Source organism: Secundilactobacillus yichangensis (assembly GCF_016861565.1).
In the GTDB taxonomy this organism is placed as follows: domain Bacteria; phylum Bacillota; class Bacilli; order Lactobacillales; family Lactobacillaceae; genus Secundilactobacillus; species Secundilactobacillus yichangensis.
In genome coordinates this window covers 176717-198579 of the sequence record NZ_BOLK01000002.1, presented here as the reverse complement: position 1 = coordinate 198579, position 21863 = coordinate 176717, and the positions used below count along the sequence as shown (strand labels likewise).

General features: G+C 43.5%; 15 protein-coding genes. 11 read left to right on the top strand and 4 right to left on the bottom strand.

Features of this window, described 5'->3' with window-relative positions:
- Positions 1 to 80 precede the first annotated feature (80 nt).
- Positions 81 to 1148: a C40 family peptidase gene (locus tag JUE95_RS02840; protein WP_203649046.1), complete on the top strand. Its 1068-nt coding sequence runs from the start codon at positions 81 to 83 to the stop codon at positions 1146 to 1148.
- Positions 1149 to 1359: 211 nt separating this feature from the next.
- Entirely contained in the window at positions 1360 to 1569 is a 210-nt protein-coding gene (locus JUE95_RS02835; protein WP_203649044.1) for a hypothetical protein, read from the top strand.
- Between the two features lie 87 nt (positions 1570 to 1656).
- On the opposite strand, the gene JUE95_RS02830 is transcribed toward JUE95_RS02835, so the two are convergent.
- The 3 genes from JUE95_RS02830 to JUE95_RS02820 form a co-directional block, all read right to left on the bottom strand.
- Positions 1657 to 2625, bottom strand: a complete 969-nt coding sequence (locus JUE95_RS02830) for a diacylglycerol/lipid kinase family protein (protein WP_203649042.1) — start codon at positions 2623 to 2625, stop codon at positions 1657 to 1659.
- 197 nt (positions 2626 to 2822) lie between these two features.
- A complete protein-coding gene (gene rnjA / locus JUE95_RS02825) occupies positions 2823 to 4499 on the bottom strand; it encodes a ribonuclease J1 (protein WP_203649040.1) in 1677 nt (558 codons plus the stop codon).
- Positions 4496 to 4714, bottom strand: coding sequence for a DNA-directed RNA polymerase subunit epsilon (locus tag JUE95_RS02820; protein WP_089109193.1), 219 nt, complete (start codon positions 4712 to 4714; stop codon positions 4496 to 4498). The genes rnjA and JUE95_RS02820 overlap by 4 nt, the downstream gene beginning before the upstream one ends.
- Before the next feature lie 252 nt (positions 4715 to 4966).
- On the opposite strand from JUE95_RS02820, the gene JUE95_RS02815 reads away from it, so the two are divergent.
- A complete protein-coding gene (locus tag JUE95_RS02815) occupies positions 4967 to 5473 on the top strand; it encodes a hypothetical protein (protein ID WP_203649037.1) in 507 nt (168 codons plus the stop codon).
- A gap of 96 nt (positions 5474 to 5569) precedes the next feature.
- On the opposite strand, the gene def is transcribed toward JUE95_RS02815, so the two are convergent.
- Positions 5570 to 6127, bottom strand: a complete 558-nt coding sequence (gene def / locus JUE95_RS02810; RefSeq protein ID WP_203649035.1) for a peptide deformylase — start codon at positions 6125 to 6127, stop codon at positions 5570 to 5572.
- A 296-nt stretch (positions 6128 to 6423) separates the two neighbouring features.
- Between def and pdhA the strand changes: the two genes are divergently transcribed.
- The 8 genes from pdhA (at position 6424) to JUE95_RS02770 (ending at position 21692) form a co-directional block, all read left to right on the top strand.
- The gene (pdhA, locus tag JUE95_RS02805) at positions 6424 to 7539 is read left to right on the top strand and encodes a pyruvate dehydrogenase (acetyl-transferring) E1 component subunit alpha (protein ID WP_203649033.1); all 1116 of its coding nucleotides are present in this window, start codon (positions 6424 to 6426) and stop codon (positions 7537 to 7539) included.
- Between the two features lie 2 nt (positions 7540 to 7541).
- Positions 7542 to 8519, top strand: a complete 978-nt coding sequence (locus tag JUE95_RS02800) for an alpha-ketoacid dehydrogenase subunit beta (protein ID WP_203649031.1) — start codon at positions 7542 to 7544, stop codon at positions 8517 to 8519.
- A 38-nt stretch (positions 8520 to 8557) separates the two neighbouring features.
- A complete protein-coding gene (locus tag JUE95_RS02795; RefSeq protein ID WP_203649029.1) occupies positions 8558 to 9859 on the top strand; it encodes a 2-oxo acid dehydrogenase subunit E2 in 1302 nt (433 codons plus the stop codon).
- A 7-nt stretch (positions 9860 to 9866) separates the two neighbouring features.
- Entirely contained in the window at positions 9867 to 11291 is a 1425-nt protein-coding gene (gene lpdA, locus JUE95_RS02790) for a dihydrolipoyl dehydrogenase (RefSeq protein WP_203649028.1), read from the top strand.
- 111 nt (positions 11292 to 11402) lie between these two features.
- A complete protein-coding gene (locus tag JUE95_RS02785) occupies positions 11403 to 11690 on the top strand; it encodes a UPF0223 family protein (protein ID WP_373305660.1) in 288 nt (95 codons plus the stop codon).
- Between the two features lie 4 nt (positions 11691 to 11694).
- Positions 11695 to 12480, top strand: coding sequence for an inositol monophosphatase family protein (locus tag JUE95_RS02780; protein ID WP_203649027.1), 786 nt, complete (start codon positions 11695 to 11697; stop codon positions 12478 to 12480).
- A gap of 121 nt (positions 12481 to 12601) precedes the next feature.
- On the top strand, positions 12602 to 14437 hold the full coding sequence (gene typA, locus JUE95_RS02775) for a translational GTPase TypA (protein WP_203649026.1): 1836 nt from the start codon (positions 12602 to 12604) through the stop codon (positions 14435 to 14437).
- 670 nt (positions 14438 to 15107) lie between these two features.
- Entirely contained in the window at positions 15108 to 21692 is a 6585-nt protein-coding gene (locus JUE95_RS02770) for a mucin-binding protein (protein WP_203649025.1), read from the top strand.
- The last annotated feature ends 171 nt before the right edge of the window (positions 21693 to 21863 follow it).

Sequence of the window (21863 nt, the reverse complement as noted above, 5' to 3'; positions counted from 1 at the left end):
TTTTGGAAAGTGTGTTACTATGAACATGTAATTTCTATAAAGCGCATTCACGAAAGATTAATTAGGAGGGGTGATCTAATTTGGGAAAACAACACACAACGACCAAAGTCATCACCGCTGGTGTTATTGGAGCTGCTGGCTTTATGTTTGCCGGGCCACTTCAAGCCAGCGCTAAAACGATTACTGTAAAATCTGGGGATACTGTTTGGAGACTAGCTAATAAGTATGGCGTTTCGGTTAATTCAATCGAGAAGGCCAATCATCTAAGCAAAGATACGATTTTTGCAGGTCAAAAGATTGTTTTAGGTTCTTCGTCAGCGACAACAACTGCTACGACACCAGCTACCAAGTCGGCACCAGTTAAGTCATTGAAACAGACTAAAACAAATAATCAAAACACACAGGCATCAACAAAAACTAATGCTGCTACACGTCATGTATCATCACTTAAGACAACAGCCACAGCCTCTACATACAAAGTTAAGTCGGGGGACACGCTGAGTAAGATAAGTGCAAGATTTGGGCTTACTGTAAGTCAATTGCAGTCTTTGAATCACCTGAGTGGAAACACTATCTTTGCTGGTCAAAGATTAGCCGTTAAGGGTACTGCAGCCAAGACAAAGTCAGCGGCAACACCTGGTGTGACGGCCGTTAAGAAAACGACGCCTAAGCGAGTAGTCAATCCGGCAGGTACTAAATCAACTGCTTCGACCACCACTAAGCAAACGACAGTTAAGACACCAAAGTCTAAAAAGACGGTTAAAGCAGATGCTGCCAGTACACCGGTTTCTTCATCAGTAACGGGATATGCCGTAAAACTAGCTTCGGAAAAGATTCCGTATGTTTGGGGTGGCTCATCACTTAGAGGAATGGACTGCTCAGGCTTTACTAGTTACGTTTATTCGCATACTGTTGGGACATCGTTACCACATAATACAGTTGCTCAAGAAGCGCATGTTTGTGCTCACTCTATTAGTAGAGCGGTTCCTGGCGACCTTCTATTCTGGGGGCACAGAGGTGCTACTTATCACGTTGCCATTTATATTGGCAATAACCAGTATGTTGCTGCACCCGAACCTGGTGAAAACGTTCAGATTCAATCGACCAATTCTTACTTTAAGCCAAGTTTTGCCGGGACGGTTAACTAATAGATTAATGATAATATAATTTGATATTCTGGGACTCGAGGTTTGTTATTCAAGCGCTCGGGTCTTTTGTTTTTCAGTGAATTTTAATCTGTAATGCTTTTAAGAACTTTCTGCTAAAAGGTGGTTCACAAAGTAGTATTTTGGTGTTATAGTCATTCTTGTTTTAAAATTACTTAAACAATTATTCTGCAATTAAGAAGGCGTGTAACTGATGAGTAATCGTTCAGAGATCCTCACCGAATATCGGAAAGCAAATGAGCAATTAGATGAATTAAAGGCGACTGAAGCTCGACAGGTTGAACCGTGTCATCATGAGACGATTACCATCGAGCCAAAATATGGCCGGCAGATGCAAGAACTTTCAGCAAAATGCGACTATTTGAACATGATTTTGGAAGCAATGGCTGCATCAGAAGATTAACTTCTGAAGACAGAGCATCAATAAAAGAGCTGCAACAACAGTCAATTACTGTTGTTGCAGCTCTTTTATTGTCATGGCAAAGAAGGATTAAATGGTTGGATCAATCCAGAAAGGATACTGCTTAGTTTCAAAGTAGGTGTCCCAATAGCGACCGCCCATTTCCTCACCATCAATTTGACCATATTCTATGGAAGGAACAATTAAATGAATTTTATTACTGTGGTAATGATGAACGGATTTAAGCTTTAAGTGTTTACCCATTGATAGCATGAATGATATAAATAGCAGTTTAAAAATGTTTGATCTTTGGATAACTACCAAGTCGAGGTTAGGATCACTTACTGAAGCAGGTGGGACAATTTTCACACCACCACCGAAGTAGGGGTGGTTGGTTACAGTTACTAAATAAGCTTTAGAATAGATATCTCTGTGTTGCCCAATATGAACAGTCAACGGAAAAGCCTGTTGATTATAAAAAACACCAATTATGGCTGAGAGATAACTCAGACCTCCGAGATGTAATCGGTTAAGAAGGCTTTTGGTTTGTGTCCCATTTGCTGCCGTCACCACTGCAGCGTCAAAACCGATCCCTACGTTATTTGTAAAGACACCACGAGCCTGTTTATTAGTGTCAAAATAGGAACCGATTGTGAGCCAATTTTCAGCGGTACAGTTTAATATTTGATTGAGCGCACTGTGCCAATTAGTTGCCATTTTGATTCCTCTAGCAAAATCGTTGCCGGACCCCACAGGCAAGTAGGCTACTGGAATCGGGTGTTCTAAATTAGCTTCAACTAAACCAGAGATAGCTTGATGAAGCGTGCCATCGCCGCCAATTGCTAAAACGACGTATCGCGGCTCAGTTGTAGGTGTATCATCAGCATGTGCTTTAGCAAACTGATTTGCTAAGAGTTGAGCGTGCCCGGAGTAAGTGGAACGGACGATTTTATAATCTACATGACGCTGATCCAATTCAGCTTGGATCTTAGGCCATAGATTTTTTACGCTTCCCCCGCCGGCAAACTCATTTAAAATGATGTAGTAACTTACTGACACCTAACTCATCCTCCAATAGCTTTTAAAAAATCATACTTTATCATTATAGCCGACTTTGTCTATCAGAGCTAGATTGAAGTATTCAGAAAGTGTTCAGATTCAGTTAGAATGTGATGAGAAAATCATGGGAGTAGCTGAATCTTTTTTTAATCACAAAAAAGACCACCTGCTAAAAGCTGATGATCTTTTGGGATAGATTAGTCCATAATTAACATTGGTAAAATCATTGGGTGACGTTCCGTCTTCTCGTAAAGGAAGTTTTGTAAGTCGTCAATGATCGCATTTCGGATTGAAGCTTCATTGGCTTTCTTAGAACGCATGGCGCGACGAATAGTTGAGAATACCAAACGACGGCCTTCATTCAGCAATTCGCCTGATTCACGCATATAAACGAAACCGCGTGAGAGAAGGTCAGGACCAGCTTGAATGATCTTATCGTTCAGATTGATCGTTGCTACCACAACAACTAGACCTTCTTCAGAAAGCAGTTGCCGATCACGCAGAACCACGTTACCGATATCGCCGATTCCACTACCATCAATGTAAACATCTCCAGCAGTAAAATGACCGGCAATTCGAGCTGAATCTTTAGTTAATGCTAAGACGTCACCGTTTTCCATAATAAAACTGTGATCAAGCGGCACGCCGCATTGTTCAGCTAATTCTGTGTGAATCTTAAGCATCCGGTATTCACCGTGAATCGGCATGAAGTACTTAGGCTTCATTAAACGCAGCATCAACTTCTGTTCTTCTTGACCACCATGGCCAGAAGTATGAATGTTGTTGACCTTACCATGAATGACGTTGGCACCGGCTTCTTCAAGTTCGTTAATCACGTGGTTAACGCTAACAGTGTTACCAGGGATAGGGTTGCTTGAGAAGATTACGGTGTCGCCGGGTTGAATTGAGATCTGGCGGTGAGTCCCGTTGGCAATTCGTGAAAGGGCAGCCATTGGTTCACCCTGAGAACCAGTACAAAGAATCATAACTTTATTGGCTGGTAGGGACTTCAATTCATTGGCATCAATGAGCGCGTCATCTGGAATATTCAAATATCCCAGTTCACGGCCGTTGACGATGGCAGCTTCCATGCTTCGGCCAAAGACCGCAATTTTACGGCCATGGGCGAGGGCAGTTTCACAGGCGGTTTCCATCCGGGAAATGTTTGAGGCAAAGGTCGCAAAGATGATACGGCCGTCAACCTGATCAAAGATTCGGCGAATTGATTTACCGACCCATTTTTCAGACTTCGTCCAAATTGGCCGTTCAGCGTTAGTACTATCTGACATTAGGCAAAGAACACCTTCTGCACCAAGCCGTGCCATCTTTTGCAAATCAGGCGGCTGGTTAGTAACCGGAGTCAGATCGAACTTATAGTCCCCGGTCTGGACAATCACCCCAGATGGTGTGTGAACAGCGACACCTAACGTATCGGGAATTGAGTGGGTCGTTCGGAAAAATTCCACACTCGTTTTACGAAACTTTAAAACGGTATCGTCGCTAATTTCGTGAAGTTCGGCTGTTCGCAGCAAACCATGTTCGTCCAATTTATTTTTGATTAGCGCAAGCGCTAGTGGTCCAGCATAGACTGGCACGTTTAAGTCCTTTAATAGGTAGGGAACACCACCGATATGATCTTCGTGACCATGGGTGATGACCAGTGCTTTAATCTTTTGCTGGTTGGCAATTAAATAATGGTAGTCTGGAATAACGTAGTCGATTCCAAGCAATTCATCTTCAGGGAACTTAATTCCGGCGTCAATCAAAATAATCTCGTCCTGGAACTGAATACCGTATGTATTCTTCCCAATTTCACCTAAACCACCAACGCCAAAAATCGCTGTTTCATTGTTTTTGACGTTTAATTTTTTCATTTATTAAACTCCGTCAACTTGTAGTCCGGGTTTTCTTGTTCGTATTCAAGGAACTTGCCCTCAAGTGGTTCGATGAATTCGATGTTGTGCTTAGTGTTTTCAGCAACTAAAGCGCGTGCTTCAACTTCTGTGGCAGCATCGATATAAAGAGACTTCGTATCCTCACGTTTAGGGTTACGAACCTGATCTTCTTGATAGTAAACTTTAAAAATCATAATGAAATTGTCTACTTCCTTTCTATAAATACAGTGATCTACTGCATTGATCGATAACCGATCTTTTATTTGTACCGAACGTCTCGTTGTTAATGAACAACAGTTGCTAACATATTATCATATATGAATAAAATTGTATAGTTTTGCAGTAACAGCGAGCCCGGTTGTACGGTTGTTTTCACGAGGCTTTCCGCAGAATGCAGGAGTTGGAATTTAAATTGTGGTAGTATAATTTTAAAAGGAGGGATGGCCATGAATCGAACCATAACGATTTTAATTGCTGTAGTGATAGCGGTGGGCTTGTATTTGCTGATTCACCACTTAATTGTGCGGCGTAACACTCAAAAAGCGCAAAGCGCAGCACTGGAACAAACCAATGTGGCAGTTAAGGCAGCCCTCCAGCGGTTAGCTGATGAGCACTTTATTGCGAGCCCGGCGACCGTACTAGATGCCAATATTATTCCTGATGGCTGGGGCAGAGGGGTCATGGCTTTCGAATACTTATTATTGATCGATCAGGTTACGGCTGATCAATTGCCAATTTTAAGGCAGCGGTTGAATCATATCCTAGCTGAATTTTGTCAGGACCACCAAATTCCTTCCGTGGTTGAACCGGGAGAGTCAGCCTTCTTGGTGACGGATGTTTGGCGGCATACTAAACGGATTCATTTGGGCGTTGCCTACCTCGTTAATGAAGCAACGATTGAATACATTCAAGACCTGCACCGTTTAGACTCCAAAAACAAAGTCACAAATTAAAGAATATCAATGACAAAAATAAAACAGTCTGCTGAAACGTCGAAAATGACCAATCAGCAGGCTGCTTTTATTATTAATAAACTTATCAGATGAAGATTATTCGAACATGATGGTATCGTCGCTCACTTCGTATGGATTGTCCTTGTTGATGTGATCGTAAAACAGAATACCGTGAAGATGATCGATTTCATGCTGACAAACGATGGCGGGGTAATTCTTCAGACGAACTTTATGCGTTACACCCTTAGTATCCTGGTAGCGTAATGTGATTCGATCGTGACGCGGTACGAATCCAGGAACTTCCTTGTCAACTGACAGGCAGCCCTCGCCCTCAGTCAGCGCACCGTTTTGTACTGAATGGCTAATGATGACCGGATTGATGATCACATCCGTAAAGGGGGATTTTTTGCCCTCCTCAGCAGGAACCAGAACAGCAGCCATCATTTTTGAAACACCAACTTGCGGTGCTGCTAATCCAACCCCGGCACGCAAACCGTATTTTTTACATAAATCTGGATCCTGGCTAACCTTTAAGTATTCCATCATCTCGTCAGCCAACTTTTGATCCTCGTCAGATAATGGGAAACTAACCTTTGCAGCTTCATTTCTGAGAACGGGATCGCCGTCTCTGACGATGTCTTTCATTAAAATCACGAAAATTACCTCCGAAATTGAAAAAACAAGTGCTTTATCAATTAATTCTAGCATATCAGGCTTTAAAAATGAAATCAAAAAAATGTGAAGAAAATTACAAGCATTTTTTCAGAAAAAGATATTCCCATACCTGTAGGCAACTTAACAGTCTTTGCGTTTTAAAAGCAATGTAAGGGCTTGCACGAATCCTGAAAGCGTGTTAATTTAAGAGTGTAGTTGAGAAAAGCAAACGGTTTCAAAAAGATGAAAGTAATTTTGAAACTGATTGCATACAAACGGAAAGGAAAGTGTTAGTTATGGCGAAGAAAACTGGGCAAGTAATTGATTTTGCGTCAATTAAAGCCACGATGAGCGATCCGTATAAAAAAACGTTCCAGATTGTGGACAAAGATGCGAAGATCGTAAATCAAGAACTTTTCGATACTTTTTCAGATGATCAGTTAGTCGATTTTATGAAAAAGATGGTTTGGGAACGTGCACTGCATGAACAGACCATGAACTTCTCTCGTCAAGGCCGGTTAGGGTTCTACGCACCGACTTTTGGTGAGGAAGCAAGTGAAATGGGGTCAGTTTCAGCATTCAAGGATCAAGACTTCCTGTTCCCTGCCTACCGTGACTTGCCACAATTAATTCAACATGGCGCTTCAGTTACTCAAGGCTTCTTATGGTCAAAGGGTAACGCAGTTGGTGATGACTATGGTGACCAGCGTAACTGGTTCCCACAAATTATTATCGGTGCACAATACGTTGAAGCTGCCGGCGCCGCATTAGGGATTAAGAAGAACGGTGAAAAAGATGCCGTATCCTTTGTATATACCGGTGATGGTGGGACTTCACAAGGTGACTTCTACGAAGGTGTTAACTTTGCATCTTCATTCCAAGCTCCTGCTGTATTTATGGTTCAAAATAACGGCTGGGCAATTTCCGTACCACGTAAGAAGCAAACCGCTGCTGAAACCTTGGCACAAAAGGCCGTTGCTTCTGGTGTTCCTTCTGTCCAAGTTGATGGGATGGATGTACTGGCAGTTTACATTGCTACTCAAGAAGCACGTGAATTTGCTGCTGCGGGTAACGGACCAGTCTTAGTTGAAACCTTGACCTACCGTTACGGTGCTCACTCCAGTGCGGGTGATGATCCTAGCCGTTACCGGACTAAGGAAGAAGAAAAACCTTGGTTCGATGCTGATCCTTTGATTCGGATGCGTAAGATTTTGACCGACAAGGGATTATGGTCACAAGAACAAGAAGACAAACTTGTTGAGGAATATAAGGACAGCTTTAAAGCATCAATGAAAGAAGCTGAAAATACACCTACGCAATCAGTTGTTGATATGTTGAAGACCACGTTCGAAGAACCAACTCCACAAATCAAAGCTGACATTGCAAGATTCGAAGCAAAGGAGTCGAAGTAACCATGGCTAAATTAACTTATATCAAAGCGATTACAGATGGTTTAGACGTTGTATTAGGCGAAGATCCAAAGACGTTGATCTTCGGTGAAGACGTTGGTAAAAACGGTGGTGTGTTCCGGACTACTGAAGGTCTGCAAGACAAGTACGGTGAAGACCGGGTTTTCGATACACCACTGGCTGAATCAGGAATTTTAGGATTATCAATTGGGTTAGCTGCAACCGGCTGGCGTCCAATTCCCGAAATTCAATTTATGGGCTTCACTTTTGAAGCCGTTGACTCATTAGGCGGTCAAATGTCACGTAACCGGTTCCGGTTTAGTGGCAAGCGTGCGATGCCAATCACCGTACGGACACCATTTGGCGGTGGGACTCATACCGCTGAAATGCATGCCGACAACCTTGAAAACTACTTCGTTGGCACCCCAGGGCTACGGGTCGTAACACCTGCTAACCCATACGATGCTAAAGGCATGATTATTTCAGCCGTTGAAAACAACGACCCAGTGCTGTTCATGGAAAACCTGAAGCTTTATCGTTCAATGAAGGACGAAATTCCAGAAGGTAAGTACACTGTTCCACTAGATACCGCTAAGGTTGCTCGTGAGGGTACCGATATTACTCTCGTGGCATATAGTGCTGAAGTTAATGAGTCTTTGAAAGCTGCTGATGCATTGGCAAAGGACAACATTTCTGCTGAAGTGATCGACCTTCGTTCATTGTCACCAATTGATACTGACACGATCTTCAAGTCAGTTGAAAAGACTCACAAAGTAGTTGTTGTTCAAGAAGCTCAAAAGATGGCCGGTGTCGGTGCTCAGGTTACTGCTGAGATTGCTGAAAATGCCATCATGAACTTGGATGCACCAATCGGCCGTGTAGCTGCTCCAGATAGCGTTTACCCATGGGCACAAGTTGAAAATGACTGGCTGCCAAATGCGGACGATATCGAAGCAAAAGCGCGTGAAATTTTGAACTACTAATTCTAACGACTACTTTGTAAAAGAAAGGAAGTTTTTCCATGGCTTATGCATTCAAACTCCCAGAGCTTGGTGAAGGTATGGCTGAAGGTGAAGTTGCATCATGGGATGTTAAAGAAGGGGACACCGTTAAGGAAGACGACGTTTTAGTTGAAATCCAAAACGATAAGTCTGTTTCCGAACTGCCATCACCAGTGGCTGGTACCATTAAAAAAATTGTTAAGCAGGAGGGTGAAACTGCCGAAATTGGTGACACATTAGTTGTCATCGATGATGGTTCACCTGATACTCCTGACGATGACGCATCAGATTCGTCATCTGATGAAGCACCTAAAGAAGAGAAGGCAGCACCAGAACCTGCCGCTCCGGCCGCAGCCGCTGCTCCAGCTGCACCAACAGGGGTTCCTGCACAGTCTGACCCTAACAAGTTAGTACTGGCAATGCCTTCTGTTCGTCAATATGCACGTGATAAGGGTGTTGACATTACCGCCGTAACGCCAACAGGTAATCACGGTCAGATCTTAAAAGCTGACATTGATAACTTTAACGGCGCTGCTGCTCCGGCCGCAGCCGCCGCACCTGCAGCCGCTGCCGCACCAGCTGCTGCTCCAATCAAGCCTTATAAGGAAGCACAACCTGATCTTGAAACCCGTGAACCAATGTCAATGGTTCGGAAGGTTATTGCTAAGGCTATGCGGACTTCAAAGGATATTTCACCTCACGTTACTTCCTTCCAGGACGTTGAAGTTTCTGCTTTGATGGCTAACCGGAAGAAGTACAAGATGATGGCAGCTGATAAGGACATTCATTTGACCTTCTTACCTTACATTGTTAAGGCACTGGTGGCTGTTTTGAAAGAATTCCCAGAATTCGATGCTTCAATTGACAGTGCTTCAGAAGAAATTGTCTACAAGCATTATTACAACATTGGAATTGCAACTGATACTGACCATGGTTTGTACGTTCCGAACATTAAGAACGCAGATTCTAAGGGCCTCTTCGAAATTGCTAAGGAAATTTCTGAAAACACCCAGGCTGCTAAGGATAACAAACTGAGTGCTGCTCAGATGTCTGGCGGTTCGATCACCATTAGTAACGTTGGCTCAATTGGCGGTGGGTTCTTCACTCCGGTTATCAACCAACCAGAAGTTGCAATCTTAGGTGTTGGTAAGATTGCCAAGGAACCATATGTCAATGACGATGGTGAAATTGAAGTTGGCAACATGCTGAAGTTGTCATTGAGTTATGACCACCGTTTGATCGATGGCGCATTAGCCCAACGTGCCTTGAACATGTTAAACGATTTGCTTCATGAACCAGAATTGCTATTAATGGAAGGATGACCCTTATATGTCAGATGCTGAAAAACGTGACACTGTCATTATTGGTGCAGGTCCCGGCGGCTACGTAGCTGCCATTCGGGCTGCTGAACTTGGCCAAAGCGTGACGGTAATTGAAAAAGGTAATGTTGGTGGTGTATGTTTAAACGTTGGTTGTGTGCCTTCTAAGGCCTTAATTAACGCCGGCCACCGCTTTAAGGAAGCTCAGGATGCTTCAACCTTTGGTATTACTACTCAGGCGCCTTCAATTGACTTTAGCAAGACGCAGGAATGGAAACAAAAGAAGGTTGTTGACCGGATGACCAGTGGTGTCAAGATGCTGCTCAAGAAGCACAAAGTTGACATCATTCAAGGTGAAGCCGTACTTGATTCAAACACCAAGTTACGGGTTGTTTCAACCGGGCCAAAGCAGTTCATGAGTGCTGATGATGGTTTAACCATTGAATTTAAGAATTTGATCATCGCAACTGGTAGCCGTCCAGTGGAAATTCCTGGATTCAAGTTCGAAGGTCGGGTCATTGACTCAACTGGCGGCTTGAACTTGCCAGAAATTCCTAAAGAATTCGTTGTCATTGGCGGTGGCTACGTCGGTACCGAATTAGCTGGTGCCTACGCTAACTTAGGTTCACACGTTACCATTATCGAAGGTACTGATTCGATTCTGCCTAACTTCGACAAAGATATGGTTAAGGTTGTGCTTAGCCAAATGAAGAAGAAGGGTATCGACGTCATTACCAGTGCAATGGCAAAGAAAGCTGAACAAGACGATAAGTCTGTTACCGTTACCTATGCCGTAGATGGCAAGGAATCAACCATTAAAGCTGATTACTGCATGGTTACGGTTGGCCGTAAAGCGAACACCGATGACCTTGGTCTTGAAATGACCGATATTAAAGTCGGCGATCATGGTTTGATCGAAGTTGATCAGCAAGGCCGGACATCGGTACCAAACATCTATGCTATTGGTGATATTGTGCCAGGTCCAGCATTGGCTCACAAAGCCTTCTTTGAGGCCAAGACCGCTGCCGGAGCAATTGCCGGTAAGAAGACTGCTAATGACTGGGTCGGCGTTCCAGCTGTCTGCTTTGCAGACCCTGAACTCGCTACTGTTGGACTGACTCAAAGTGAAGCTAAGGATAAGGGAATTGAAGTCAGCACGGCTAAGTTCCCATTTGCTGGTAACGCGCGGGCTGTTTCACTTGATCAGCCAGATGGTTTCGTTCGTCTGGTAACAACCAAGGATGACAATCATAACCTGCTTGGTGCTCAAGTTGTTGGACCAGGTGCATCAGACCTGATTGCTGAGTTGAGTTTAGCAGTTAACAGCGGCATGAACGCTGAAGATATTGCTTTGACGATTCACCCGCACCCAACGCTGAGTGAACCAATTCAAGAAGCTGCTGATGTTGCGATTGGATTCCCAACGCATATCTAAGCCAACTTGATTACAGAATTAAACAGGAAGGGACTGGACCGTGTGTCCAGTCCCTTTTTGCTGTATAATGAGCTGGAAGAATTCACAATATTAAGTAGATGGGGTGCCATTTTGAAGAATTTTAGTTATCCCTTAGCATCAGACTGGACAACTGACGAGATTATTACTGTTACAGCTTTTTATCGGCAGGTCGAGGATGCCTACGAGCTTTCACAAGGTGTTTTAGTTGATAAATTGTTAGCTGCCTATTCCGCCTTTAAAACCGTCGTGACGTCTAAATCACAAGAAAAACAGCTTGGCAAGCAGTTCGAGCAGCTAACTGGGTATAGTTGGTACCGCACGTTGAAGACAGCTCGTGAGACTGCTAAAAAGTCGGTTAAAATGACGATAGGAGGTTAAGCTCATGAACGAAACAGAACTTCACCGAATTGATCGAACGGTCAAGCAATGGCTGCGGACGTCGCGAGAATTTATTTTGACTAAAATGGGTCAGAACCTAAACGTTTCACAAAAAACGAGTCGAAAAGATTTAGTGACAAACGTTGATAAAGAAAATGAAAAACTGATTATTAGCAAGATTCGGACTTTTGCACCTGACAGTCAGATTTTAGGTGAAGAAGGCTTTGGCGATCAGATTAGACAGACCAAGGGCTGGGTTTGGGTCGTCGATCCAATTGATGGTACGATGAACTTTGTTAAACAGCGTGATCATTTTGCCATCATGATTGCCCTTTATGTTGATGGTCAGGGTGTTTTAGGTTATATCTATGATGTGATCAATGATCAGCTCTTTTCCGGCGGACCAGATTTAGGCGTTTTTCAAAACGATGATCAATTAACTGCGCCGGATAACCTGAGTTTGCGCGATGGTCTCATCAGTGTTAGCGGTCCAATGGCAATGCATAACCGGTTTAACTTTCAAAAGGTTGTGGAAACCAGTTCGGGGTTACGAATCTATGGTTCGGCTGGCATTGAAATGATCCATTTATTAAAGGGGGAAATTGTCGCGTACATTTCATATTTAAAACCCTGGGATTTTGGTGCAGGGAAGATTTTGGCAGAAAGTCTGGGTCTTGCGGTGACAACAGTTGACGGGAAGCCTCTAGATATGCTATCATCAGACTTCGTAATGGTAGCAACGGTACAAGCACAACAAGACATTCTGCCAATCATCGGTTCAAACGTCTGACTGTGACGCTGGTCACAGTTTTTTTATGGCGTTAAGTCAAGGTGTAGAGTGTGGAGACTGCGCTACAGTTTGACCGTTAGATAATGAAGATTCACGCGTTTATGAAAGGAAGAACAAGATTTTGAAAACCAGAGATGACATTCGTAACATCGCAATTATTGCCCACGTTGACCACGGTAAGACAACCTTGGTTAATGAATTAATGAAACAATCAGATACTTTAGATGAACATACGGAGATTGCGGACCGTGCGTTGGATTCTAACGATATCGAAAAGGAACGTGGGATTACGATCCTTTCAAAAAACACTGCAGTCCGTTATGGGGACAAGCAGATCAATATTTTGGATACCCCAGGACATGCTGACTTCGGTGGTGAAGTTGAACGGATCATGCGGATGGTTGACGGTGTTTTACTTGTCGTTGATGCCTTTGAAGGAACCATGCCACAAACCCGTTTCGTTTTGAAGAAAGCCTTGGAACAACATTTAACACCAATCGTTGTGATCAACAAGGTCGACCGGCCAGGTGCCCGTCCTTCAGAAGTTGTTGATGAAGTTTTGGACTTATTCATTGAATTAGGTGCTGACGAAGATCAACTTGACTTCCCAGTGGTATATGCTTCAGCTATGAACGGAACTTCAAGTTACGATCCAGACATCGCAACTCAAGAGCACACCATGAAGCCAATTTTCGATACGATTATCAAAAAGATCCCATCACCAATTGACAATTCAGACGAACCACTTCAATTCCAAGTTGCCTTACTTGACTACAACGATTTCGTTGGTCGGGTTGGTATCGGCCGGATTTTCCGTGGTAAGATCAAAGTCGGTGATAACGTAACGGTTATGAAGTTAGACGGTACTACTAAGAATTTCCGGGTGACTAAGCTGTTTGGTTTCTTCGGCTTGAAGCGGCTTGAGATCAACGAAGCCAAAGCTGGTGACTTGATTGCCGTTTCAGGGATGGAAGACATTAACGTTGGTGAAACGGTAACTGCCACTGATACGCAGGAAGCTTTACCACTGTTACGGATTGACGAACCAACACTGCAAATGACTTTCCGGACTAACAACTCACCATTTGCTGGTCAAGACGGCAAGTTTGTAACGAGTCGTCAATTGGAACAACGGTTGAAGACTGAGCTTGAAACTGATGTTTCGCTTCGTGTTGATAATACTGACGAACCAGGTGCTTGGGTTGTTTCAGGCCGTGGTGAATTACATTTGTCAATTTTGATTGAAACACTTCGTCGTGAAGGCTTTGAACTTCAAGTATCACGTCCAGAAGTTATCTACCGAGACGTTGATGGCGTTAAGTCAGAACCATTTGAAGAAGTTCAAATTGATACCCCTGACGAATATACTGGTAGCGTGATCGATTCCCTGTCACAACGTAAGGGTGAGATGCAAAACATGGAAAGTACTGACAACGGTCAGACTCGTTTGACCTTCTTGGCACCTTCACGTGGTTTGATTGGTTATTCAACTGAATTTATGTCAATGACTCGTGGATATGGTATCTTGAACCATACCTTCAAGCAATATGCCCCAGTTATCAAGAACTGGAACCCTGGTCGTAAGAAGGGTACCTTAGTTTCTATGAACTCTGGCAAGGCTACGACTTATGCCATGATGGGTATTGAAAGTCGTGGGACATTATTAATCGATCCAGGTACTGATGTTTATGAAGGTATGATTGTTGGTGAAAACAGCCGTGAAAACGATATTACCGTTAACATCACTAAGGGTAAGAACTTAACTAACGTTCGTGCCGCTGGTTCTGATGACATGGCTCGGATCAAGACCCCTACGCATTTGTCACTTGAAGAATCACTTGAATTCTTGAACACGGATGAATACTGTGAAGTTACCCCTCACTACGTTCGTCTTCGGAAGCAAATTCTGAATACCAACGAACGTGAAAAGGCTGCTAAGCGGGCTCGTCATAACTAAATTTAAAAATTAATCGGTGAATTTTAGCCGATTTAAAAATAATCTCCTTGTAGTAGACGGATGAACGATTGCGTTCATCGAGTTTACTGCAGGGGGATTTTTTAATTAGTACAAAATGCGATTAATATGGCGAATGCTAGCAATATACGCATTCAAAATACATTATTAACTGGATTATTGTATTTAAAACATGATCGGCTAACTAAAACTTACCAGGCTTGGCGGTATTAGAATATTAGTCGCTGTAATTAAGTCGTTGTGTCAGTCCAAATTTTTTGTTAAAATGACACAAACGTTGATACTCCAGTAAGTATTTTTAAATTTAAAGGGGGAATTTTCAAAGCTTCTGATCTTGCCTAATAAATAAAACATTATTTAAAGAATGTTTTAAACGGTATTTTGTAAATAAAATGAAATATTAATTTGTATACAAATGATAGGTAACGAATTATAATGACTGTGTGTAGGGTAGTTAATGACGTAAATTAACTACTTGATCAGAATAATTATCTGAATAGTTCGCGATTTTTAAAAATTTTATTTCAAGGGTGGGGATCCTATGAAAGAATTTAAGTTTAAATTGTTACGTTTATCTGGTAGACATAATTGAAATCTTGATTAACCAGGAGACGTTTAACATGTGTAAGTATTGTTAAGGGGGAGACAATTTATGGTTGGAAAAAATAATCATACTAAGATGATTCACACAAATCTTAAAGAACATTATAAAGCGTATAAAGTTGGGAGACGGTGGGTGTTTGCCAGTTTAGCTAGCTTATCGTTGGGAGCAGCAATGTTTCTAGGTGCTGCCACAACGAGTTATGCAGAGACGACAGGCACTGCCACCACGCCGGATACGCAAACGGATAGTACAGCAACTTCGGCTACTGCAGCAACGGCCACTAAAACTGTTACGTTGACACCATCGAAACAGCAAGCAACTAATAGTGCAGCAGAGAAAACCGAGTCATCGGCTACAAATGTAACCGCTTCTGATAGTAATAGTTCTAATCACCCGGTTTCTAAAAATGGTACAGATGCAACTAAGCAGACAGATTCAACAGCTATAGCGGCATCAACGTCAACTGATCAGAAAGCAGAATTAAAGAACGATGTACAAGAACAGAATCAGTCTACAAAAGATTCTGAGTCTAATCCCGGAAATAACGGGTTTGATGATTCAGCAAGTAAAGTCAAGCAGGCTGAGGTTCCCGAAACTGATTTTAAAGCAGCGGGTAGTGCTGTAAATGACTCAGCTAATACTAGCAAGACTAAGGTGGAATCAAGTACTGGGGCTAAAACAACGAATGCACAGATTCAACCAGCCGTCCAGTCAAAGACGGCAGCTACGGATACAGTGGCTACTAAGGTTGATGCCGCTAAAGTAGCTCAGCTTGAATCACAGTTAAAATCATTGTTAGTTGATCCAAGTGAAGCAGACTTAACGCAGGTGAAGACGGTTGCGTCTCAGTTATACGCGCTGACGGGTAAGCCGCAGCAATTTGCAGCGGTGGCAGGTGATGTAAAGTCAACGGTGATCTTAACTACCTCGACCAACAAGGTAGGATATGGTCAGCAGGCTGGTGATGTCGTGATCACGGCTAAGATGACAGTTAATACAGGAGATACCGTCACTATCACCGTGCCCACCAACTTAGACGACTTAGAGTGGAGCAGTATTCAAAAATTGCAAGATAGTTTTGGAACTACTCAGTACGTGAAAAATACTGATGGCACCTATACGGTAACTAATACGTTTAATCAAAGCGGTATTTTTACGCAAAAGATCACCTTGAAACAGGTAGATAATGGAGTAGATTCAGGGGAGTTGCCTAAATTGACTCCGGATCAAATTGGTAAAGATACTAATGGTGAAGTCACGGCAACACTTAATGGCAGTCCAGTAGACCCATTGACGTTAACGCAAACGATCAAGCCAAGTGTGGCAATTTCAAACCCAACGCGGGTGTTGCCGGCACTAACCAGTAAAGATGCTGATGGCAATCCGTTTTCAGTAGACGCCGTTATTCCTAATACGAACTACGTGTATAAGGTTAACGTCACCGATTCCACAGGACTCAAAGATGATTCAGGCGACGGTATCAATTCGAGATTGAACACAAACGGCACGACCATTACGATTCCGGTACCAACAGGGTTTACTCTGGATAGTGCGTTGACTGATACTATGAATGGATTTGCAGCGGGAACTGCGACGATCAAACAAGATGCTGGCAGTGGTAATATTATTATCACAGTACCCGCAAACACTGCAGTGGGTAAGGATGGTTTTTATCTTGCTGGTAAGTACACGAACGAATTAACTGATACTGTACAGACTTTAACTGCCACTGGAAATCCAACGATCACTCAAAAGATCCCTAATGGTCAAACGTTAACGGCAACAAGTAATCCTTGGACTGAAAAACTTGCAGCTAAGGGTGATGGCGTAGCGCCAGCCGTTGGCAGTGTTACCGCCGCTGGGAATAGTAGTAAGGCTACAGACAAATTAGTGCTTGATACAGATACCAGTAATGATCCACTGTATCTGAGCAGTTTTGGGTTTGGTGTTACATCGTCAACACCTGTTACCGATGCTAAAATGACGATTACGGTTCCGGATGGTGTCGATGCTACAGGTGTTGTGGTACCAAAGGAAATCGTCAATCGGAACGCTTACTTACCTGGAACAACTGAATATGGGTACACCTTAATACTTGCAGATGGAACGACTGAAACGGGAACCGTAGCCGCAGGCGGGACCATTTCCAAAGGCAACACGACTTCGCTAATAAAGCAAATCGTACTGACGCCAAACTACCTAGCACCGGGCGCGACAACGGGGACTGAGCCAGGTAATCTAGATGCTGCTCACAAGGACAATTACATTCATTTATTGGGTAAACTTGATGCCAAATATGAAAATGGTTCAAACGTTAAAAACGGTGATGGATTGAAGTTTAATATCAATATTCAAATGCCAGAAGATACACATAGCATGGATTCTTGGGCGAACGAGACAGTTTCTAGCCCTATGGGACGTGTCGGCGCTTGGGGCTGGAAAGACGGTACAGATAATACTGCACCAGGTAAGCAAGATAGTGGTTATATTAGTGTTGTCGCTAATGGCTCTAGTGGTCAAACCATCGACCTGATTTATCAGCCAACGCTGTACTTTGTTTTACCCCTTGGAACTAATATCTATAGTTTAGATATGAAAGCAAGGGATGCTTCGGGCAATACAGTATCGAATGGCGCTAAAATTTCATATTACCAAACCAGCAACGGGCAAACCGGTGTTAAAGTCGATTTTTCGGGCACTGGACTGTCAGTATTTACCGATGACACATTTCAGGATGTCATTCATTTAAGCAATGATGCTGATGCGTTGCCGGGTAAATCTTACGTATATTACTATGTGACTTCGCCGACTACACCTATTTCAAATACGACTAAGGCAACAGATTCGAAAATTGGCGATCCTGCTAATGATAAGAGTGAAACCAATCCTAATCCTAACGCCGACCTGACATTTGTTGATGGTGATGCTAACGCGGTAGCAATGGCAGGCAATCGATTTCTTTGGACCATCGACGCAGCCACCGGTACGTATGTGGCTTCAATGGCTCAAGGCAACCAAGATGAAATGCCTAAGAATGCTGGAACGGCCGTTGCCAATGGCAATAATGAGCTTGATTTCTATACCAATCTAGTGAATGCAGCCTCAGCAATTAAGGATGCTTCAGTTGCTATTAACCTGCCAGAAACGGGTGATGATCAGGGCTCAACCTATACCTTCCAGCTGAGTGGGCCAAATGCTGTTACCGTACCAACAACCTTTACAACAAGTGCAGGAACTGGTAGTGATCCGTTGACATCAACCGTTCTTTACAGCACCAATCGTTACGGTAAGACGGGCACGGCGGTAGATACTACCGGATACGTACCGGCTGACCAAGTGAGTGACTGGTCAGCGATACGGTCGGTAATTGTTCAAGTAGGTAAAGTACCAAACAATGCAGCTACCGGTCGAATTAAATTGACTGGCACCACGGCCAACTTTAATAACATTACGTCCCCGGATAAGCAAATTGGTTATTTACAGACGATTTTGTATGAGAATGGAGCGGCTGCATCAGTGACCAATAAGGCTACGTCCATTACCATCATCAGTAAGTCGACGGTCAATGCACGAATTCACTACAAAGACGCCACTGGCGATCACTACATTCCGCTTGATAGTTTAAGCAAAACACTCGTTAATAATACGGATAGATTAAATGCCAGTGATTTCCCTTCAACTGAGGATAAATTAACCGCTGCTGAAAGCAGTTTGAGTGATACCGATAAAGCTTTGATTAATACTTTGATTTCAAAGGGTTATTACTGGGTTAAAAATTCAGATGGCAGCCTGAAGACGACCATCGTCAATTCAGATCATGGTGATTACGGGACGGATAAACCTAATAAGGTTGCGGCATTTGGTGCTACTTCACAATATTATTTTGATGGCGATATCGTTCAATATGACTTAACCAATGCTGCTGATTTAACGGTTACCTACGTTGATACCGATGATAATAATAAAACTGTTGGTACACCGGAAACAATTTCGGGTGGTATCAATGACATTGGGTCATATACCGTAACGGTACCAGATGGGTACGTTCTGGCAACGGGTCAAGCTAACATGGTGCCATATACATTAACCACTGATGATACTGATAACATTGTCATCAAACTGGCTCATAAAATTGACCAGAGTAGCATGACAACTACGCGGACAATCACTTATACTGGTTTGCCGGCTAATAAGACTCCAAGAGATACACCTCAGCCAATTACTTGGGCAATAACCACGGATGAAGTCTCTAAGACGACGACTTATACGCCTAGCGGTGATTATGCAGAAGTCACGGTACCTGTAGTTGCGGGGTATACTCCAGACCAGTCAACAGTGTCAAAAATTAAAAATTCGACAGTCACTATCAAGCCAACGGACCAAAAAGTGACAGTTAAATATACCGCTAATCCACAAAAAGTGACGATACACTACATCGATGTGACTGAATCGAAACTGACTTCAGGTTGGACCGCAAACAATGGCACAGAAGTAACAACTGCTGAGCAAACACTGAACGGGACAACTGATGAGGCCTATACGAATACCATCAAGATACCAACAAATTACGTTCAGGTTGCAGCCGATGCTGGTGCATCCAGCGGTACGTATGATAATGATGATAAGACGGATCAAAGCTACTACGTTTACATCAAGCATGCGACTAAGACCATCACGCCAACGAACGATCCGAAGAATGATCAGCTGAAAGCAACCATTACGCGGACAATCTACTACGTTTACGGCAATGACACCGTTGACCACCGTAAGGGTGATCAGGCATTCAGCCCAGTTGAACAACATCAGGATTATACTCGAACGGGCACTGTTGATGAAGTTACAGGTAATATTATGTACACTGCATGGACGCCAACGACCGGAGACGGTGAAGGTCTTGGCGCGGTCACCTCAGATTCGCTTACTGGCTACACACCGGATCAAGTTTCGGTTGAGCAAGCAGTAGTTAATTTGAAAGATGTGACTAACAAGGCATTGACACCAGTTACAGTAAAGTATAATCCGAACGCTCAGGCAGTTCAGATCCACTATATTGATGTCACGGGCTCAACGAAGACGTCAGGCTGGGTACCAACTGATGGTGATGAGGTGACAACGGCCGAACAAACCTTGAATGGTACGACGGATGGCGTTTATACCAATCCGATTACGTTGCCGGCAAATTACGTTAAGGTCGGCCAGGATAATGGTGCGGCCAGTGGTTTCTTTGATAAAGACAGCAAAACTGACCAAAGCTATAACGTCTATATTAAGCACGCCACTAAGACAATTACGCCAACGAATGACCCGAAGAATAATCAGTTGAAAGCAACAATCACCCGGACAATCAACTACGTTTACGGCAATGACACCACTGATCATCACAAGGGTGACCAGGCGTTCAATCCGGTTAACCAGCATCAGGACTACACCCGAACGGGAACCGTTGATGAGGTTACTGGCACTATCACCTATAGTGATTGGACGCCAACTACCGGAACTGGCGAAGGTCTTAATGCGGTAACGTCAGGTACGCTTACGGGTTATACGCCGGATCAAGTTTCAGTTGGTCAAGCAGTAGTAGGCCAGACTGATGTTGCCAACAAGGCACTAACACCAGTCACGGTTACGTACAATCCAAATTCAGCAAAAATGATTGTCACGTATGTTGACGACGTAGAAAACGGCAAGGTTGTTGAAGGGACTACCCTAGATGGTGTTGTTGACCAGACAGGTCAGTTTAATGTGATCGTGCCAAACGGGTATGAACTGAGCAAGAATCAAAAGGGTAATGTTGATTATAAGTTCTCGCCGGATGAGGCTCAGAACAAGATAACGATTCACCTTGTTCACGGCATTGCTCACACCACTACCACAACAATTCGAACGATCAATTATTACATTCAGGGAACCACAACGCCAGTTCACGAGCCAACTGTTCAGACACTGACTTGGAACGTTGAGACGGATGAGGTGACTGGTGAAAGTGTCGCAACACCTCAAGGCGGTTATAGCAAGGTAACTTCACCGATTATTCCGGGTTATACTGCTGACGATACCAGTGTTGACGGACAGTATCCAAAGCCAGTTGCTGGCAAGAGCGGTGAAAATCTCACTGACACGGTTTATTACACACCAAATCCAGTAATTCCGAATAATGGCGGTGGGGTAACACCACCTGATAATCAGGTAACACCACCAAATACGCCGGAAACACCGACTCCAACCACACCAGAGACACCAATGCCAACCACACCGGAAACGAAGAATACAACCGATGGCGGGACATCCGTACCTAATCAGCCGAACGGCAAGACCACTGATCACGACCGGACGCCAAACCAGTCAGAATCAAATAACGTTCAAACCGCCACTCAAGCAAATGGCGGGATGGCAACGAACGGTTCTGGGAACGTTAAGGCGGATGCTTCAGGACAATTAGTTCAACCAACGTCGGCTCAGACTAGTGGTACTGTACAGTCGGCAAAGAGTTATACCGCTTCGTCAGGTAGCACGAAGAAGTTGCCGCAAACTAATGAACAAACTGCCGGTGCTTGGTCAGCATTAGGCATTGGTTTGATGAGCATTATGAGTTTACTTGGATTAGCTAAGCGGAAAAAGCACGGTAATGACTAAGTGTTTTAAAGTAAGGTAATGAAATCGCACTTCAATTTGAAGTGCGATTTTTGTGTTTTCAGCGTGTTTTGAGAATAATCTTTGTTGCAGTTGATTTTGATATTATTAATCCGTTAAATTTTAAAGGTTTGATACGGATTTACAACAAAACCGGCCAATATGCTATAATCA

Bases quoted from the DNA above. Each gene is read 5' to 3' on its own strand.
- JUE95_RS02835 (WP_203649044.1), top strand. From the start codon at position 1,360: ATGAGTAATCGTTCAGAGATCCTCACCGAATATCGGAAAGCAAATGAG.
- rnjA (WP_203649040.1), bottom strand. From the start codon at position 4,499: ATGAAAAAATTAAACGTCAAAAACAATGAAACAGCGATTTTTGGCGTT.
- JUE95_RS02820 (WP_089109193.1), bottom strand. From the start codon at position 4,714: ATGATTTTTAAAGTTTACTATCAAGAAGATCAGGTTCGTAACCCTAAA.
- JUE95_RS02815 (WP_203649037.1), top strand. From the start codon at position 4,967: ATGAATCGAACCATAACGATTTTAATTGCTGTAGTGATAGCGGTGGGC.
- pdhA (WP_203649033.1), top strand. From the start codon at position 6,424: ATGGCGAAGAAAACTGGGCAAGTAATTGATTTTGCGTCAATTAAAGCC.
- JUE95_RS02800 (WP_203649031.1), top strand. From the start codon at position 7,542: ATGGCTAAATTAACTTATATCAAAGCGATTACAGATGGTTTAGACGTT.
- JUE95_RS02795 (WP_203649029.1), top strand. From the start codon at position 8,558: ATGGCTTATGCATTCAAACTCCCAGAGCTTGGTGAAGGTATGGCTGAA.
- lpdA (WP_203649028.1), top strand. From the start codon at position 9,867: ATGTCAGATGCTGAAAAACGTGACACTGTCATTATTGGTGCAGGTCCC.
- JUE95_RS02780 (WP_203649027.1), top strand. From the start codon at position 11,695: ATGAACGAAACAGAACTTCACCGAATTGATCGAACGGTCAAGCAATGG.
- JUE95_RS02770 (WP_203649025.1), top strand. From the start codon at position 15,108: ATGGTTGGAAAAAATAATCATACTAAGATGATTCACACAAATCTTAAA.